General features: G+C 76.8%; 13 protein-coding genes. All 13 read right to left on the bottom strand.

The genetic code is table 11. The features are described 5' to 3' along the window. Positions 1-45: 45 nt before the first annotated feature. On the bottom strand, positions 46-1,194 hold the full coding sequence (gene galK / locus ACZ518_RS06600; protein WP_469111893.1) for a galactokinase: 1,149 nt from the start codon (positions 1,192-1,194) through the stop codon (positions 46-48). Beyond that, positions 1,191-2,219: a galactose-1-phosphate uridylyltransferase gene (gene galT, locus ACZ518_RS06595; protein WP_469111892.1), complete on the bottom strand. Its 1,029-nt coding sequence runs from the start codon at positions 2,217-2,219 to the stop codon at positions 1,191-1,193. Before galT ends, galK begins: the two co-directional genes overlap by 4 nt. A 46-nt stretch (positions 2,220-2,265) precedes the next feature. Then, entirely contained in the window at positions 2,266-3,258 is a 993-nt protein-coding gene (locus ACZ518_RS06590; RefSeq protein WP_469111891.1) for a LacI family DNA-binding transcriptional regulator, read from the bottom strand. 195 nt (positions 3,259-3,453) lie between these two features. Further along, positions 3,454-4,146 carry a M15 family metallopeptidase gene (locus ACZ518_RS06585; protein WP_469111890.1) on the bottom strand — a complete coding sequence of 231 codons (693 nt, stop codon included), beginning with the start codon at positions 4,144-4,146 and terminating at the stop codon, positions 3,454-3,456. 9 nt (positions 4,147-4,155) lie between these two features. After that, a complete protein-coding gene (locus ACZ518_RS06580) occupies positions 4,156-6,828 on the bottom strand; it encodes a SpoIIE family protein phosphatase (RefSeq protein WP_469111889.1) in 2,673 nt (890 codons plus the stop codon). Between the two features lie 125 nt (positions 6,829-6,953). Beyond that, positions 6,954-8,780, bottom strand: coding sequence for a VanW family protein (locus tag ACZ518_RS06575; protein ID WP_469111888.1), 1,827 nt, complete (start codon positions 8,778-8,780; stop codon positions 6,954-6,956). 127 nt (positions 8,781-8,907) lie between these two features. Continuing rightward, entirely contained in the window at positions 8,908-9,315 is a 408-nt protein-coding gene (locus ACZ518_RS06570) for a DUF2809 domain-containing protein (RefSeq protein ID WP_469111887.1), read from the bottom strand. Beyond that, complete coding sequence (locus ACZ518_RS06565) at positions 9,309-9,719, bottom strand: hypothetical protein (protein ID WP_469111886.1); 411 nt, start codon at positions 9,717-9,719, stop codon at positions 9,309-9,311. Before ACZ518_RS06565 ends, ACZ518_RS06570 begins: the two co-directional genes overlap by 7 nt. A gap of 375 nt (positions 9,720-10,094) precedes the next feature. Then, entirely contained in the window at positions 10,095-11,645 is a 1,551-nt protein-coding gene (locus tag ACZ518_RS06560; protein WP_469111885.1) for a lantibiotic dehydratase C-terminal domain-containing protein, read from the bottom strand. Positions 11,646-11,655: 10 nt separating this feature from the next. Next, positions 11,656-13,581, bottom strand: a complete 1,926-nt coding sequence (locus ACZ518_RS06555; protein ID WP_469111884.1) for a TOMM precursor leader peptide-binding protein — start codon at positions 13,579-13,581, stop codon at positions 11,656-11,658. Then, positions 13,578-15,356, bottom strand: coding sequence for a hypothetical protein (locus ACZ518_RS06550; protein ID WP_469111883.1), 1,779 nt, complete (start codon positions 15,354-15,356; stop codon positions 13,578-13,580). Before ACZ518_RS06550 ends, ACZ518_RS06555 begins: the two co-directional genes overlap by 4 nt. Continuing rightward, entirely contained in the window at positions 15,353-18,025 is a 2,673-nt protein-coding gene (locus ACZ518_RS06545; RefSeq protein ID WP_469111882.1) for a lantibiotic dehydratase, read from the bottom strand. The genes ACZ518_RS06550 and ACZ518_RS06545 overlap by 4 nt, the downstream gene beginning before the upstream one ends. Positions 18,026-18,128: 103 nt before the next feature. Next, entirely contained in the window at positions 18,129-18,326 is a 198-nt protein-coding gene (locus tag ACZ518_RS06540; RefSeq protein WP_007268133.1) for a thiopeptide-type bacteriocin, read from the bottom strand. Positions 18,327-18,583 lie beyond the last annotated feature (257 nt).

Below are 18,583 nucleotides of genomic sequence, written 5' to 3'. Positions count from 1 at the left end.
TGGATCCCTCCCTCTGCCGAAAGACAGAGACGGCGCGGGAACGGGTCAGGAGATCCGGCGGGCGCCGGCCGACGGCACGGCGTCCAGCACCGCCGGGCGCGCGAACCCGGCCGCCGCGAAGGCCTCCGACACGGCCCGGCCCACGGACCCGGCCCGCCCGGCCGGGACCAGGGCGATCACGGAGCCGCCGAACCCGCCGCCGGTCATCCGGGCACCCAGCGCACCCGCGGCGACGGCGGCGTCCACCGCGAGGTCGGTCTCGGGGCAGGAGACCCGGTAGTCGTCCCGGAGGGAGGCGTGCCCGGCGGTCAGGAGCGGGCCCAGGGCCTGCGGCTCGCCGGCCGTCAGGCGCTCCACGGCCCGGCCGACCCGGGCGTTCTCGGTGACCACGTGCCGCACCAGCGGGACGAGTTCGCCGGGGAGCCGCGCCAGCGCCCCCGCCAGCCCCTGTTCGTCGAGGTCCCGCAGGGCGGGCAGTCCCAGCAGCCCGGCCGCCCGCTCGCACCCCGCCCGCAGGGCGGCGTACGCCCCGTCGGCGAGGTCGTGCTTGACCCGGGTGTCCAGCACCAGCAGCGACAGCCCGTGCCCGGTCAGGTCGAACGGGACCTGCCGGACCGACGGACCCCGGCTGTCCAGGTACAGGGCGCTGCCCTCGGTGCAGCACAGCGAGGCCATCTGGTCCATGACCCCGCACGGCACACCGGCGAAGGCGTTCTCCGCGTACTGCGCCAGCCGCGCCAGCTCCGGCCGCTCCAGCCCGAGCCCGTACAGCTCGTCGTAGGCGACGGCCACCGCGCACTCCAGCGCCGCGGACGAGGACAGCCCGGCACCCGTGGGCACGGTGCTGTCCACGTGCAGGTCGGCCCCGCCGACCGGCAGGCCCCGCTCGCGCAGCGCCCAGACCACCCCGGCCGGATAGCGGGCCCAGCCGCCGGGCCCGGCACCGGGGGCGAGGTCCGCCACCGCGAACTCGGCGACCAGGCCGTCGCCCTGGGCGCTGTGCACCCGGAGCAGCCCGTCACCGCGGCGGCGGGCGGCGAGCAGGGTGGTCCGCGGCAGGGCCATGGGCAGGGCGAAGCCGTCGTTGTAGTCGGTGTGCTCGCCGATCAGGTTGACCCGGCCCGGGGCGGCCCAGACCCCCTCCGGGGCGTGGCCGTGGATCCGCTCGAACTCCTCGCGCACCCGCGCCGTCACCGCGCCTCCCGCAGTCGCCGGGCCGCCGTCTCCGGGGCCACGTCGTTCATGAACGCGTCCATGCCGGACTCCGTCCCGGCCAGGTACTTCAGCTTGCCGGCCTCCCGCCGGACGGTGAACAGCTCCAGGTGGAGGGCGAGTTCCCCGCCGCCGGTCAGCGGGGCCTGGTGCCAGGCGGAGATGTACGGGGTGGGCTCGGCCAGTCCGAAGATCCGGTCGAAGCGCTGGAGCAGGTCCAGGTACAGTCCGGGGAACTCGGCCCGCTCGGCCTCGGTGAGGCCGGTCAGGTCGGCCACCCTGCGGTGCGGGTACAGGTGGACCTCGTACGGCCAGCGGGCGGCGTACGGGACGAACGCCGTCCAGTGCTCCCCGGCGAGCACCACCCGCTCCGTGGCCGCCCGGGCCTCGGCGAGCAGGTCCTCGAAGAGGTTCCGCCCGGTGGCGGCCCGGTGTGCGGCCGCCGCGGCGAGGTGCTTGGCGGTGCGCGGGGCGAGTGTGGAGAAGGCGTAGATCTGGCCGTGCGGGTGGGGGAGGGTGACGCCGATCTCGGCGCCCCGGTTCTCGAAGCAGTACACCTGGCGGGTGCTGGGACGGGCCGACAGTTCGGCGGTGCGGTCGGTCCAGGCGTCCAGTACCAGCCGGGCCCGTGCGGGGGTGAGGGCGGCGAAGCCGGAGTCGTGCTCGGGGGTGAAGCACACCACCTCGCAGCGGCCGGCCGCGCCGGACAGGGAGGGGAAACGGTTCTCGAAGACGGCCACCTCGTAGTCGGCGGCCGGGATCTCGCTCTGCCGCCCCTCCCGGGACGGACACAGCGGGCAGGCGTCGGCGGGCGGCCGGTAGGTACGGGACTGCCGGTGGGCGGCGATGGTGACCCAGTCTCCGGTGGCCGGATCCCGGCGCAGTTCGGGGGCGCTCTCCACCCGGTCGAGCGGACGGAGGTCCTTGGCCCCGCGGTCCCGGCCGGGAGCGCTGTCGTAGTAGATGAGCTCGCGGCCGTCCGCGAGTTCGGTGACGGTCCTGTGCACGTGCACGTCCTCGCCTCTGTGGGTCGTCGTGGAGTTCGCGGGGCGGTCAGGGAACCCGGGCGGTGGAGGCCCGGACGACCAGCTCGGGATCGAAGAGCAGCTCCCCGGTGGGGACGTGCCGGTTGCCGACCAGGGCCAGTACGCCACGGCCGACTTCGAGCGCGAGCCGGTCGGCGGGCTGGCGGACGGTGGTCAGCGGGGGATCGGTGAACTCGGTGACGGCCGTGCCGTCGTAGCCGACCACCGACACGTCCTCGGGCACGGAGCGGCCCAGGCGGCGGATCCCGCGGATCGCCCCGAGGGCCATCCGGTCGCTGGCGGCGACGACCGCCGTGGCGCCGAGCTCCAGCAGCGGTGCGACGGCGGCCTGCCCGCCCTCCACCGTGTACGACTGGCGGATCACCCAGCGTCCGGCGTCCTCGGTCCCGCGCCGGGCCATCGCGGCCAGGAAGCCCCGCACGCGGCGGTCGGCGGGACGGTTCCCGGCCGGGCCGGAGGCCATGCCGATCCGGCGGTGGCCCAGCCGGTACAGGTGGTCGACGGCCAGCTCGGCGGCGAGCAGGTCGTCGGTGGAGAACACCGGGGCCGCCACCCCGTCCGCGAACGCGCCGTTGATCCCCACGTACGGCACCCGGCGCTGGCGCAGCACCTCGTACGCCTCGGTGTCGGCGCCCTCGACCGTGTTCGAGGCGGAGAGGAACACCACCGCCGCGATGCCCTTGTCGACCAGGGAGGAGATGAAGTCGAGTTCCTGCACCCCGCCGGCGAACGCCGGGCAGAGCACCGTCTTCAGCCCGTGCGGGGCGAGCGCGGACTCGATGCGCTCGGCGACGTCGGCGAGGAAGGGGTCCGACACGTGGTCGGTGATCACGGCCACCAACTGGCCCTGGGTGGTGCGCGCGTAGCCGAGCTCGGCCATCGCCCGCTCGACGGCGTCCCGGGTCTTGCGCGACACGCCCTGGCGGCGGTTGATCACGCGGCTGACGGTCGCCTCGCTGACCTGCGCGCGGGCCGCGACGTCGGTGATTCCGACCCTCATCGCCGTCCTTCCGTGATCGTGAGCGACGCCAGACCACCGCGGGGGACGGCCGGGGTGTGCGGCCCTTCCCCGAACCGGGCCGACGTGGACCGATGATACGGCCGTCCGGGGCGTGGATCACCGGTGCGATATCGGCCGCACCGCCCCGGAGCTCCAGGGTCCTGCGGTCACGGTGCGGGCGGGCCGGCCGGCCGGCTACCCGCCGTCGGCCGAGAAGTGCTGGTAGTCCGGGCTCGACCACCAGTCGCCGCCCCAGTGCCAGCCGACGCGGCGGAACGCCCGGGCCAGCACACCGTCCTCGGTGATCATCCCGGGGCGGACCGGATCCCGCCGCAGGTAGGCCCGGCCCGCCGGCGGGTGCACCGCCCCGCGCCGGTCGACGTACGGGTTCTCGACCGGGTTGACGTCCACGGCCAGTCCCCACGAGTGCCGCGACGGCTTCCCGGAGTCCCCGGTCACCGGCCGGCAGTTGAAGGCCGAGGTGTCGTCGTCGGCCATCGCCGCGAGGTCGTCGCCGCCGTACGCGGCCGCCACGCGCATCCGCCGGATCGGGAAGCGGGCCTGAAGGGCCTGGCCGAAGACGTACAGCAGCGGCTCGACCGCGTCCCGGTGGACGACCAGCTCGCCCCGGTGGACCTTCCCGTCGAAGCCCCAGTGGTTCATCCGGATCAGCCGCAGGCCCTCCGCCGGCACCGGGCACCCGGTCCGCAGGCTCGCCCCCAGCCTCCCCGCCGGTACGTCCGACACCACCGCCGCGAGCGCCGCCGCGGCGGTCCGTACCGGCACCCCGGACGGCTCCCGCGCGGAGGGCGCGCAACCGGGCGCCGCGCTCGCGCACAGCACGGCGACCGCGGTCAGGGAGGCGGACACGGGGCGCGGGGGGCGCACCCCGCCACGCTACGGTTCGAGGTCCCCGAAGACATCCGGGGATACGCCCTTGGTGGGACCCTGGAGGGCCTGCTCCGACCAGATGACCTTGCCCTCCGGGGTGTACCGGGTGCCCCAGTGCTCGCTGAGCTGCGCCACGAGGAACAGCCCGCGCCCGCCCTCGTCCGTGGTGGCCGCGTACCGCAGGTGCGGGGCGTTACTGCTGCTGTCCCACACCTCGCAGGTCAGTGCGTGGTCGTGGAGCAGGCGGACCCGCACCGGCGGGCCCCCGTGCCGCAGGGCGTTGGTGATCAGCTCGCTGAGGATGAGCTCCGTGGTGAAGGCGAGCTCCTCCATCCCCCACTCCTCCAGCTTGGCGACCGCCAGGTTCCGCACGACGCCGACCCCGCTCGCCCTCGGCGGCACGTCCCACTGCGCGACCCGGTCGGGGCCGAGGGTCCGGGTCCTGGCGATGAGCAGGGCCACGTCGTCGGTCGGCCGGGTCGGCAGCATGGCGTCGAGGACGGCGAGACAGCTCTCCTGCGGGTCCCGGCCCGGGTGGCTCAGCGCCTCCCGCAGCAGCTCCAGCCCCTCCTCGATGTCCCGGGTCCGCTGCTCCACCAGCCCGTCCGTGTACAGCACCAGCTGGCTGCCCTCCGCCAGGATCAGCTCGCTCGTCTCGAACGGCATGCCGCCCAGCCCGAGCGGGGGCCCGGCCGGCAGGTCGACGATCTCCGTGGTGCCGTCCGGGGCGACCACCAGCGGCGGCAGGTGCCCGGCCCGGGACAGGGTGCAGGCGCGGGACACCGGGTCGTACACGGCGTACAGGCAGGTCGCGCCGAGCACCCCGCCGGCCCCGTCGGTGTCGTCCTCGTCGATGCGCTGCACGAGGTCGTCGAGACGGGCCAGGAGCTCGTCCGGCGGCAGGTCGAGGGAGGTGAAGTTGTGCACCGCCGTACGCAGCCGGCCCATCGTGGCCGCGGCGTGCAGCCCGTGCCCGACCACGTCCCCGACGACCAGGGCGACCCGGCCGCCGGGCAGCGGGATCACGTCGAACCAGTCGCCGCCCACCCCGGACTGCGCGGGCAGGTAGCAGTGCGCCGCGTCCACGGCGCTCTGCTCGGGCAGGCCGCGCGGCAGCAGGCTGCGCTGGAGGGTGACGGCCAGCGTGTGCTCACGGGTGTAGCGGCGGGCGTTGTCCATGGCCACGGCGGCCCGGGCGACGAGCTCCTCGGCGAGCGACACGTCGTCCTCGTCGAAGGGCTCGGGCTTCCCGGCCCGCCAGAAGTTGACCACGCCGAGGACCACGCCCCTGGCCTTGAGCGGCGCCGCGATCAGCGAGTGGATCCCGTACGCGATGATGGCCCTGGTCCGGCGGGGGTCCTGCACCCGCCACCCCGGCGCGTCGGCCAGGTCGGGCACCAGCTCCGTCCTCCCGGTGTCGTAGCCGCGGGCCTGCGGGGTGGTGGGCTTGAACTCGATCAGCCGGCCGAGCGGGTACAGCGGGTGGTCCCCGCGGATGCCGCTGACCGCGGTGCGCCGCATGTCGGAGCCGGGGCCGGGCTCCTCGCCGTCGAGCACCGGGCTGGCCAGGTCGACGGTGACGTAGTCCGCGAACCGGGGCACGGCGACGTCGGCGAGCTCCTGGGCGGTCCGCTCCACGTCCAGGGTGGTTCCGATGTCGCCGGTGGCGTCGTACAGCAGCCGCAGGCGCTTGCGGGCCGCCTCGGCGCGGCCGGTGAGGACCTGCATGTCGGTGGAGTCGCGGATGGTGACGGCCGCGCCCTCCGGCCGTCCGCGGGGATGGGTGGGCCGCTGGTTGACGACGAGCAGCCGGTCCCCGGTCTCCAGCACCTCGTCCGTGGCCACCCGGCCCGACAGCAGCAGGTCGGCCATCCGGCTGTCCAGGCCCGGCACCTCGTCGATACGGCGGCCCTCGGCCTCCTCGGGCAGCCCGAGCAGCCGCTTGGCCTCGTCGTTCGCCAGGACCAGCCGCCCGTCCCCGTCGGTGATCAGCACCCCCTCGCGGACGGAGTGGAGCACCGCGTCGTGGTGCTCGTACATCCGGGTCATCTCCTGGGGGCCGAGCCCGTGCGTCTGCCGGCGCAGGCGGCGGCTGGTCAGGGCGGTGCCGGCGGTGGCCAGGGCCAGGCCGGTGGCCATGGCCAGCAGGATGACCGGGAGCTGGCGGTCGAAGGCGCCGCTCACGTTCTCGACGGTCAGGCCCGCGGACACCAGCGCGACGACCCGGCCGTCCGGCGCGGTGACGGGCACCACCGCCTGGATCTCCTTGCCGAGGGGCCCCTGCACGCTCTCGGTGTGGACCCGGCCGGCGAGGGAGGGCTCGATGGTGCCCACGAAGCGCTTGCCGATGCGGTCCGGCTGGGGATGGCTGTAGCGGATCCCCTTGGTGTCCATGACGACGATGAAGTCGACCCCGGCGGCCTTGCGGGTGACCTCGGCGAGGGGCTGCAGGATGGCGGACGGGTCCGGAGTCCGCAGCGCTTCCTGGAGGTCGGGGGAGTGCGCGAAGGTCTCCGCGACGGCGACCGACCGGTTGCGCGCCTCACGGTCGACGTCGTGGCGGGACTGCAGGAGCAGCGCCAGGAGGGCACCGGCGGCGAGCAACACCACGATCGCCACCTGAAGGACGAACACCTGTCCGGCGACGCTCTTGAATCCCTTGCTCAGGGGTGACCGCACCGAATTGCCCGGTACGGCTGGCGAGGAAGGGTCACGTCCCCAGTTGTAGCACCTGGGCCCCCTCCGGCGCCCGGCGGAGCGCGCCGCGCGCGCCGCCGGTCACCTCGGGTGAGGGTTCTTTCCCCCTACCGGCCCTGTGCGGAGGCCGCCCGGGCGGCCGGCGAAGGGGTGCCCGCCGTCCCGGTGCCCGGCGCCGGGGCGCCGCTCGGCGCCGTGCCGGGCGCGGTCTCCGGCTCGCAGGTGACTTCGTTGCGCGGGGTGTAGTGCGTGGTGTGCTCCTCGCGCTTGACCTCCTGGCCGTTCTTCACGAACACCCGTCCGACGGTCACGTCGAAGCCCTCCAGGGGCGTCTGCACCTCGCACGCCGGCCCGCTGCCCTTGATCTTGGCGGGCGGCTCGACGTTGGTGCGGGGGCCCTTGGTCGCGCGGATCTCGTCGTACTTCTTCGTGCCGAGCAGGGTGATCGTCAGCGAGGTGTCCGTCGAGGTGGCCTTCACGTAGACCGGGTGGCCGGAGTCGTTGAGCCAGCGCAGGTCGAGGCTGCCCCAGGCGACGGTGGCCTCCCGGCCCTCGGGGTAGCGCTCGATGTAGAAGGAGTGCGCACCGTGTTCGAGGGGCTTGAGGCCGGCGAAGAACATGGCGTTGTACATCGTGGTGGCGACCGCGGACACGCCGCCGCCGGGCGACTTCACGTACCGGCCGTCGTTGATCATGATCCCGTCGACGAAGCCGTTCTCCTCGGTGCGCTCGCCGACCGTGCGGTTGAAGCTCCACTCCTTGCCGGGCATGACCACGGAGCCGTTGATCAGCTCCACGGCGCGCCCGATGTTCGTGGTCCGGTACGGGGCGGCCGGGAACTCGACCGTGAAGGAGGACATCCTCTCCTTGATGCCGAGGCGCTGCACCTCGCCATCGGTGAGCTCCGGCTCCACGGCGCTGGTGGCCACCTCGGCGCTCCGGCCGGCGCCCGAGCGGGTCAGCGCGGGCAGCACGGCCCGGCCGAGGGCCTCCCCGGTGACCTGCTGCCCGGCGCGGCTGCGCTCCGTGACCACCACGCGCCCGTCCGCGTCCACGTCGAGGGCGGCGTCGCGCGGCGTTCCGGCGGCCTCCGCGACGGGGCGGGCCACGGCGGGGTCGGCGAGCAGGCCCTCGGAGTCCAGGGCGGGCACCAGGCGGCCGCCGGCGTCGGGGTTCATCTTCAGGTGCTCGCCCAGGACCGCGGGGCTCACGGGTATCCGGGTGCCCGCCACGCTGAGGGTGACCGGCCCGGACACGGCGGGTCCGGCGAACTCGCGCAGGGCCCGGCCGGTCTCGTCCGCGTCCACGCGCGGCTCGGTGCGGGTGACGGGCAGGACGACGGGGGCGCCCGCCGGGCGCGGCCGCAGGTAGGCGTCCCGGAGGGTGTCGAGGGTCTGGTCCCGGACCAGGGTGACGCCGGTCTGCGCGGGGACGACCCGGGGCTTCCCGGCGTCGAAGGCTATGGACCCGTCGCGGACCGCCCGCGCGGTGCTCGTCGCGAGCCGGTCGACGCCGGCGCGGGCCGCCTGCTCGTCGGTGCGGATCACGGGCTCGACGTCGGGGTCGCCGGAGGCGAAGAGCCTGCCGATGACACCGACCGGCCCGTAGCCCGCACGGGAGGCGCGCTCGACGGTCGCGGCGGCGTCGAGGGACAGGCCGACGGAGGTGGGGGCGACCTGCTCGACGCGGTCCCCGATGCCCGCCGGGATCGGGGCGCCGGCCCGCGGGCCGAGCTCCCGGACCAGCGTGCTCTGCGCCGCCGCACGGCTCATGCCGCCGATCTCGACGCCCCGGACCCGGGTGCCGTCGGCGATGTCGTCGCCCACGGCGAGCCCGGCCGCGTAGAGGCCGCCGAGGCCCAGCACGAGGGCGCCTCCCGCCACCGGCAGCGCGATCCGCCAGTTCTTGCCCGTCCAGCTGCCCGCAGGTCGCACGGTTCTCCCTAGTCGCGCCGACCGGTCGCCGACGGCTCTGGGCCGTGGCAGGGGGCGCGTAGACGACAGTTCCGGTCAACCATGATGAACCCGGGAGTGCGCTATTCGGGTGAGAAGGTAACCGTTCTCACAAAACGGGCAAAGGCCTCGCGGTGCTGCGGGAGCGGCGCGCCCGCAGGGCGGCGAGGACGAGCCCGCCCGCCGCCGCGCCCACGGCGTACCAGAACAGATCGGGCGCGTTGAAGGTGGACCCCAGGACCAGCCGGGCCACCGTGCTGCGCCGGGAGAGCTCCGCCGGCACGGCGCTGAGCTGGAGGAACTCGACCGCCCAGCTGACGGCCAGCGCGGCGGCCGCCGCCCGCGGCGCCGTCAGCCGGGGCGCGGCCAGCACGACCAGGGCCAGCACCAGGACGGTGTACAGCGCGTCACCGCCGTACTTCGCCGCGCTCCCGCCGGCCACCGCCCGCAGTCCCAGCCCGGCCCCGACCACCACCACCGCGGCGGCCGCCGCGGTCAGCCGGGTTTGGATCAGCACGCGTCCCCGCCCGCGTCGGCGAAGAGGCCGGCGGGCGTCCCGTCCAGGACGAACCCGTTGTCGAAGCGGACGCGGACCGTCACGCTGGGCCCCAGCTCCTGGTGGGCCCTCCACTCCGGCTCCAGGGCCGCGATCTGCTCCTCCAGCTGCCGCCTGCTCCCCGCCGGCATGTCATGCCCGAAGGAATCGAAGAGCGATGTGAGGCGCAGGTACTCGCGGACCCCGTGGCTCTCCCGGGGCTCCTCCCGGTCCACCCGCTCGACCGTCCCCGCCGCGCCCGCCGCCAGAGCGAGGAACCCGGCCACGGGCACCGGCGGGGCGCCGGAGCCGTCCGTCACGGCCAGCGGATCGGCGAGCCCGATGTCGGCCGTCAGCGTCACCCGTCGGCCTTCCTTCAGCGTCATGGATCCTTCGTCTCCCGGTTCGGTGCGCATCGGCGCGGGTCAGCGCGCGGCGGTGTCATTATCCGATGCGGACCGGGCGGCACCGGCCCCGGGCCCGCCCGGTCGCGCGGGTACGCACGGGACGCGCCCACCCCCTCGCGCAAGGCGCCCAGGTCCACGTCCAGGACCTGGCCGTTCCACTCGCGCGGCTCGCCACCCACGAGCACCGCACGAGGGTCCCTGCCGGGTCGTTCAGCGGCATGTTGGCGAGGCCCTCGGCCCGGACGGCCATCGGGCCGGCATGTCGCCGGCCAGGGCGACTGCGACGTCCACGCTCAGACCGGGCCGGGCCCCGGCGGCCTGCGCCTCGTCCACCGCGGGAACCCGCCGGCCGGCTCAGCCCGCGGCGGGCCGGCCCAGGGGGAGCAGGTACTGGAGGGGGCGGTCCAGATCGTCCAGCCCGAACAGCTCGTGGGCCAGATCGTCGTGGAAGCCGCCCAGCGGCATCGCGCACAGCCCCAGCGCCGACGCCGTCAGCAGCAGGGACTGCGCCAGGTGCCCGGCCTCCAGCAGGCCCAGCCGCAGCGCCCGCAGGCCGTAGCGCTGCCGCATCCGGCCGAGGTCCACGTACAGGCCGAGCACCACCGGGACCTCGTCCACGACCACCGCCCGCGGATCCCCGGGCGGCGCCGTCAGGTACGCGGACACCGCCTTGAACTCGCCGAGCGCGGGCGCTTCACCGACCCGCAGCAGCGCGCGCCTGCCCGGCAGGCACTGGTACGCCCCCGGCGCCAGCCCCTCCACCCCGAACGCGAGCAGCCGGATCCCCGCCGCGTAGAGTCCGCCCGGACTCGGATAGGGGCGGTGCGCGAAGGGTGCGCCGGAGCCGGTCGTGTGGCTGACGGCGTGGGCGCCCCACAGCAGCGTGCCCAGCTCCCCGGCGTCCAGCGGACCGCCGAGCCCCGTGCGCACGCTGGTCCGGCCCGTGACGGCGGCCCACAGCGGGACCTCGGGCACCGGCCCGCCCGGCAGCGCCACCTCCTCCCCGTCCGCCTCCGTCTCGGCGGGAGCCGGCCGCAGCGCGCCCCCGGAGTCCCAGCCGGGCCGGACCTTGCTCCGCTCCAGGTACCGCCAGTCCGGGGCCAGGTGCCCCTCGGGGAAGTACGCGGCCGGTTCGCCGGTGTCGAGCAGCGCGTGCGCGGCCAGCCGGTACACGGCCCGCTCCTCGTCCGGGTCGACCCCGAGCCGGTTGCACAGCAGGCGCAGCTCGGAGCCCCACTCCACGGCCCCCTCCGCCACGGCCTCCGCCGCCCGCACCCCCGCCGCCCAGTCCGCCACCGGGCCCGTGGCCGTGCCCCGCGCCAGGGCCCCGCGCAAGGCCTCCGCCCGGCCGGCCAGGCCCGCCCGCTGCGCCGCGTACACGGCGGTCACGTGTGCGTGCAGCATGCTCGCGGGCAGCGCCCGCCCCGCGCCCGGCCCGAGCCGTCCGGCCACCGCCAGCCCGCGCAGCCAGCGCGCCGCCGCGAAGCGGTCCATCCCCAGGGCCCAGGCCGTGGCGTGCGCCAGGTCGGCGGCGACGGCCAGGCGCCGGCTGCCGCGCGCGGTCCCGGCGACGCAGTCCACCGCGGTCCGGGTGGACAGGGCCGCGAACCCCGCGCCGGCGGACGGCTCGCCCGGCACCTCACGGACCTCGGCCGCCCCGGACAGGGCCCCGGCCACGGCGGCGGGTCCGCCCCCGCCGGACGGGCGGCCGCCGTGCACCCGCACCCGCAGGTGCGCTCCGCCCTCCTCGTGCCGTACGAAGTCCCAGGCGGCGGCCCGGCCCGCGGCGACGAGACCGTCCAGCAGCGGCGCGAGCTCCTCCACGAGGAACCCGTCGACGGCCCCGGGCCCGGTCCGCGGGAAGCAGTGCAGGACCGGCCAGGAGCCTCGCGGAGCGGTGGTCACGTGCGGCTCCTCAGGGGAAGGGGTGCGGATGCAGCGGCAGTTCGTCGTGGATCAGCGGCCCGGCGGCCCGGCCCAGCCGGTGCGGGACCTCCAGCAGCCGGGGCAGTCCCCGGGTGCGCCGGTTGACGTGCCCGAAGGTCATCGGCAGGGCGCCCGGAACCACCGCCTTGGCCGTGTGGAGGCCGAGCCGCTCACGTATCCCCGCCTCGTCCTGCCCGACCACGAGCACCTCCAGCCCGGCCCCCGCCAGCCGCCGCACCGTCGCGTCCAGCAGCCCGGCCAGGTCCGCGACCGGCTCGGGCGTACCCGGCCAGACCTCCCGCCAGGGCGCCGGCCGGTCGTCGCCCCCGTACAGGAAGTCCAGCCTCGGCCGGGCCTCCGGCAGGCCGTACAAGGCGGTGTGGTCGGACAGGGTGACGACCAGCTCGGGCCGCTCCAGCATGGGCCGCAGCCTGCGCGGATCACAGCTGTCGGGCTCCGCCCTCAGCCGCTGGGCGGCGTTGAACACGTTCGTCACCGCCTCCACCACGGCGGAGCGGATCGCGGCACGCGGGTCGTGGTGGGCCCCGGCCGCCAGGAACACCTGGGGCGCCGCCGACCGCGGATCGGTGTGCCGCGCGACGGCGATGACGGACGGGACGCCGAAGTCGTTGGTCGCGTCGAACAGCGCGAGCCCGTAGCCCGCCGTCTCCGCCCGGTCGGCGAGGTGCAGCACCTCCGGGTCGTCCTGCGGCAGCGCGATCCGGCGCAGCGGGGTCCTCGCGTACCAGGCCATCAGGAACGCGTCCCGCTCCGCCACCTCGAACAGCCCGTACAGGGCGGCCTCCTCGGGGCTGTTGCCGAGACCGCATCCGCTGGAGCACTCGTAGACGACGCGCGGGCGGCCCGGAGCGGGATCCCAGTACGCCACGTGCTCGGGCACGGCGACCGGGCGCGCGCGGGTCAGCGACCAGCCGTGCACCCAGTCCAGCTCCAGGTCCGGCGCGTAGGGGACGGTCGGCGACGCGGGATGGCCGTGGTGGGCGGGATCGGGCAGTCCCAGCCGCTCCGGGTCCAGGGCCCGCTCCGGCCCCAACTCGGCGTAAGCGGCCCGCAGTACGGTCCGCCTGCCGTGCGGGCGCATCCCGGTGAGCCGCTCGACGCCCTCGAAGAGGGCCACCCGCTCGCTGCTGCCGTAGTCGCCGGACCGGCCGTACCCGCCGTCGGGCACGTCCCGGCCGAGGGTGACGTAGGCGCTGGTCAGGCTGTGTACGGAGTCTTCGGTACGGACCACCCGGTGGACCGGCCCGAACCGTTCGTCGTACAGCTCCGCACGCAGACCGGCCCGGTCCGTACGGTCGTTGGGCCCGCGCAGCACCCCCGGATCCGGCAGCGGGATCCCGCTCCGGCGGGGCCGCGCCGCGGACGCGTCGTCATCGGGCAGGGGCAGGCACACCGCACAGCCGCCGACCGGCCGGAAGGAGTGGCTCGACCAGCCGGCCCGGCCGCCGTGCACGACCCGCACCGGGGTGCCGGCGCCCGGCTCCGGGGCGGGTTCCGCCAGCAGGTCGGCGGCCAGTGCGGCGACGGCGTCCGCCAGGGCGGGGGAGGGGCGGCCGCCCAGCCGCAGCCCCGGGCTGCGCCACGGCACGCGGCCGCCGATGGTGGCGAGCCGGCGGTACTCCGTGCAGGAGAGGCAGCCCACCGCGCCGGGCCGCAGTACCGGGCCGACCACGGTCAGTGCGCCGTCGCCGCGTACCGGGACCAGCGTCACCGGATGGCGGAGCGCGTGCCGCGACAGTCCGGCGGCGGTGTCGAGGGTCCAGTCGTCCAGGACCACCACGGCCCGCCCCGCCGTGGTGGTGAGGGCGCTCCGCGCATCGAGGACGGTCAGCCCGAGTGCGGCGAGGGCCGCCCCGAGCGCAGTGCCGCCGGCGGGCGGCGCCGAGGCGTTCACCGCGGTTCCCCTTCCTGGACGGTGCCCTCGCGGTCCTGGCCGCCGAGCACGGTGAACCCGCAGCCGCGCAGCGCCGCGAGGACGGTGTGTGCCCCGGGGCCGACGGGCTCCCAGGGGCGGGTGCGCAGGCCGGTCAGCTCCCGCAGGGCGGCGTGCAGGCCGGCTTCGCGGCGGGCGACCCCGGCCCACCAGCCCGCGGCCCAGCTCTCGTCCTCCCACGGTGCCGGGACCGTCCCGGCGACCGCGAGCGGGCACGACTCCCCGCCCGGCGAGCTGATGTGACGAGCGGTCGGGTCCGCCGAGCGGGCCTGTACGCGGACCAGCGCGGCCAGCACCGCGAAGGCCGCCGCGTCCCCGGCCGTGGCCTCCACCGCCCGTCCGAGCAGCCGCCCGGGACGGCCGCCGGCGCGTACGGCGGCCCGGTAGGCGGTGCCGCCCGCGTCCAGCGGGGTCACGCGCAGCTCGGCCCGCACCCCCAGCCGCCGGGTCAGCACGCCCCACCAGTGGCGGGCCTGCGGATGTCCGCCCCCGTACGGGTCCCAGGGCGCGGCGGCCGCCCCCGGCGCGGCCAGCCGCAGCGCGGCACGCCGCAGCGCCCGCCCCAGCGCGTGCCCGGGCCCCGCCCCGACCACCACGCCCGCGCCGCCGCACCGCAGTTCGGCCGCACGGCACACCGCGTCGAGGCGGGCGAGGTCGGCCCGGGCGGCACCGGCCACCAGCCGCCCGCCGCCCGGCGCCGGGCAGCCGGCCAGCGCCACCGGCAGCTGCGGCAGGTCCCCGGTCAGCGGCGGCGCCACCACCCCGAGGCGCTCGTCGCCCAGCGCGGCCACCCCGGCCAGCGCCTCGGCGAGGGTGCCGGGCGGCGCGGCCGGCTCCGGGGAACCCTGGGGCCAGGGCCGGTACTCCGACCACGGCGGGCGCTCCCCGGCGACCAGCACCAGGGGGACCCGCGGCTGCCCCGGCCCGTCCCCGCCGCCGTCCTCGGAGCCCGGGTCCGGCAGCCCCGCCACCGCGCACAGCAGCCGCTGCACGGCCCCGCCCGCCACCAGGGCGGTGAGCGCCCGCCCCGGCAGCGGCGGGTGTCCGGCCTCCCGGCCGAGCCCGAGGCGGCCGGCCAGCGCCGCCGTGTCCGCCAGGGTCCGCGCCGGACCGCCGGCCGGGGTGACGAACGCCCCGCCGGGGTGGACGACCGCGCCGACCGCCCACTCGGCGCCGTCGGCACGCGTGGCGCGGAGCAGCACCCGTCCCCGGCCGCCGCCGGCGGCCCGGGCCCGGACCGCCGGGACCCCGGCGCGCGCCAGGGCCCGTACGGCCGCCGAGGCCAGGGGGCCGCCCGGATCGGCGGCCCGTACCTCCACCCGGGCCCCGGCGAGGGCGGCGGCCGCCTCGGCGGGCCGCTCGGCGACCGTGAGCAGCCACTCGCCCGCCGGGGCGCCGTCCGGCGGCGCCGGGTCCTCCACCAGCATCCCGTGCGCGTGGAGCCGCCCGATCAGGGCGCACAGCGCGGCACGCAGCGGCGTACCGGCCCCGGCGCGGGCGGCGAGTTCCGGGGCGGCGCCCGTCCGCAGCGCCTCCTCCAGCATCCGCCACAGCGCGGGCAGCGCCGGACTGCCCTCCAGGGTGACGCTGCCGTTCCAGCCGCGCAGGTGGAGCCCTCCGGCGAGGGTGCTCGCGATGACACCGGGCCGCAGCCGCCAACGCCCCAGGGAATCCAGCCCGTCGGGCTCCCGGGCCCCGGCGGGCACGGCGGACAGGTCGGGCGGCGCGGCGGTCATGACGCACCCCCGGGGCTTCCCGCACGGTAGGTCTCCACCACGACCTCGACGGCGCGCGCGGCGACGTCACGTGCGCCGGGCGCCGGCAGGGCCTCCTCCAGCACCAGCCCGTCGGGATGCCGGGCGAGCCACTTGCCGAGGCAGCGCAGGTGCAGCGCGTTGCCGAGGTCGACGAACTGCGGCTTGGGCAGCGCCTGCCGGTAGCGGGGATCCTCCGGCGTCGCGGCGGCCTCCGCGGCCGTCACCAGGGGCGGGTGCAGGAACAGCTGGTCGGGTACGCCCAGCAGGGCCCGCCAGTGCGCGGCGGCGGCGAAGGGCACCTCCCCGCCGGCCGTGTCGGCGGCCAGCGCGGCTCGCAGCGCGTCGACCGTGCCGGGCGCGAGCCTCCACCGCCGCCGCCGCAGCACGACGTGCCGGTGGCGCAGCCGGGGGGTGCGCACCAGCGGCCCGCCGGGGACCTCGGTGACCACCCGGGGCACCAGGGAGGCGAAGGAGACGACGCCTTCCGGATGGTCGTGGACCAGCGGGGCGTCCCGCGTGGGCAGCAGGCCGCTCACCAGCAGGCCCGGGTAGAAGACGTCCAGCGGCTCGCCGGTGTCCCGCAGCCGCAGGCGCACCTGGTCGGTGGCCTCGTCGTGGACCAGCTCCACGTCCGAGTCGCGCAGCGGAGCCCGGTCCCCGCCGCCGTCCTCCGCCCGTGGGGCGAACTCCTGCGAGACGATCTCCTCCGGCATGAACCGGGGCTGCAGGTTGGCGTTGAAGCCCTGGACGGGGCGGAACTGCACCGGCCGCGCGCCGGGTCCCGCCGCGTGCGCGACCTCCCGGGTGACCGCCTCGACGGCGTCCGGGCCGAGCAGGCCGAAGAAGCGGCTCCCGGTCCGCCCCCAGCCGCCGTAGAGGTGGTTGAGGGCCAGCAGCCCGCGCCGGGCGTCCCGTTGGAGGAAGTGCGCGTACGACAGCGGGCGCGCCGACGCCCAGGCGGGCAGCCGCGCCGCGTAGGACCCGACCAGCTCCGCGGGCAGCACCACATCGGCGTCCGGGTCCTCCCGGAGGGCGGCGTGCTCCCGCACCTCTTCCTCGAACGAGGCCCGCAGGCGGACGAGTTCGGCCGCGCGGCTCGGCAGGGGGCCCAGGCCGTCCCGGGGGCTCAGGAGCGCGTCCCGGACGGTGTCCTCCCAGGCCGCGACCGTCGAGGGCCCGAAGTCCCAGACGGGGTGGCAGACACCGCCCCGGCCGTGGCGGGCCACGAACCGGTCGCGCAGGGCCCGGCGCACCAGGTGCCCGAGGTCGTACAGCTCGGCGAGGGCCGCGACCTCGCGCAGCGCCTCGTGGTCCTCGGCGGTGAGGAGGCCGTCGGCGTCCACCGGCTGCCGGGCCACGACGTCCTCGGCCAGCACGGGCGGCACCGGGTCCTCCGCGGGCAGCGGTCGTCCCGCCGAGGCCAGCAGGTCCGTCCAGCGTTCGCGCAGCAGCGCGAGCAGTACGGTGCGCTCGCGCGGTCCGGCCGCGCCGAACTTCTCCGTGGCATCGGCCACTTCGTCGATCCTGGTGGCCAGGCCGGTCTCGCCGCCGGCCCGCAGCCAGCCGGCGAGCCGCCCGAGCGGGTCGGCCTCCTGCGGTCCGACGGGCGGTACGGGGACCAGCAGTCCGGCGTCCACGAGCTGGTCCAGGTACGCCACGGCGGCCGCCCGGTCTTCCGGAGCGGCCAGCGCCGCCGCCAGCCGCGCGGGCGTCGCGGGAGTGCGGCACAGCTCGGCCAGCCGCTCCAGGGGCGCGCTCGCCGCGACCTCGACCTCGTCCTGCCCGGGCACGGCGAAGCGGCCGACGGCGGCGAGGCCGCGGGCCCGGGCGAAGGTGGCGCGCCCCTCGGCCGTACGGGCCGCGCTCGTCATCCGGTGCGGGAGCCGGGCCCGCCGGGCGGGGTCGGTGAGGAGCGCCTCGCACAGGGCGGCGACCAGGCCCCGGCCGGCGCGCACGCGGTTGCCGACCGCGCCCGGCAGCCCGTCCTCGCCCCGGTCGGGGCCGCCCGGTTCCCGGGAGCCGGGCCGGGCGGGAAGCGGACCCCAGCCGACGGCGGTGTACCAGGACACGGGACTGGTGCGGGTGGCGGCGCGCACGGCGTGCCGCAGCACCCCGGGCTCCTCCTTGCGGGCGCGGCGTCCGGCCGCCCCGGCCCCGGTCCGTTCGACGGCGGCCAGCAGTTCGGCACTGGTCGCCGAGGCCGCGAGGGCGAGGGCCGGCTCGCGGCACTGCGCGGCGAGGGCGCGGCGCTCCGCCGCCAGTGCGGCCGTCGCCGGCCCGCGGAGCCGGGCCCGAAGGAGGGCGAGCCGGCCGCGCAGCTCCAGCCACTCCCGCAGCGCCGGTACCCGCTCGGGCAGGTCGCCGAGCGCGTCGAGGAGCGCGGGCCGGGGCTCCCGGCCGTTGTGCAGGGCCCGGCGCAACGGCAGCACCACGTCCCGGTGGAAGGTGTCGGGATGGCCGCCCCGGCTCGCGTACAGGGCGTCGGTCAGTGCGGGCGTGAGCCGGGCCAGCACGCCCTCCAGCCGCGTCAGTTCCCCGAACGCGGCACGGAAGGCGGCCGCGTCCGGCGACTGCGCGGGATGGGTGAGCGTCGTCGCGCGCACCAGCGCGTACGAGGAGGTGCGCACGGCGGGGGCTGGGGAGGTCATGGCGTCCCGGGTCCTTCCGGCTCGGCCTGGTCGGGGGCAGGAAGCGGATCGCCCGCTCCGGGCCCGGATGAGGGCTCCGGAACGGGCGTCCGTCCGGGCACTCTCAGATGACGCCGGGAACCGTCTGCGGCTGCTGGGTGACGCACTGGCAGGCGGTGGCGGTGGGGATGCCGCACGTGGAGGTGGACGAGCCGGCGGCGAAGGCCGAAACGCCCGCGGTGTCGCGCATCGCGGTGACGGTGATCCCGCCGAGGTCCAGGTCGTGGGCCTCGAAGGACGTGGCCGCGTCGAAATCTGCCATGAGAACTCCCAAGGGTGCGGGGCGACTTGTGATGGCTGGATCCATGGTGCGGACGAGCGGTCGCAACGCTAGCTCCCAGGGCGATCCGGGCGCAGCGGTCCCTTTTCGACATCACGGGGTAACTCCACGTGAAACCGGGGAGGTTGACCGAAAGGCAGCGCAAGGGGCCCCAGAACGGCCCCGGCCGGCCGGCGGCACACCCGCCACCGCCGAATTCGGGCCGTTCTGGCCGGATACCGCCGCCGACGGTGCCGGGC

The sequence above is a fragment of the Streptomyces sp. NPDC033966 genome (assembly GCF_055575955.1).
Note: the sequence above shows the minus strand (reverse complement) of the source record. Positions and strands in the feature narration are given on the sequence as shown.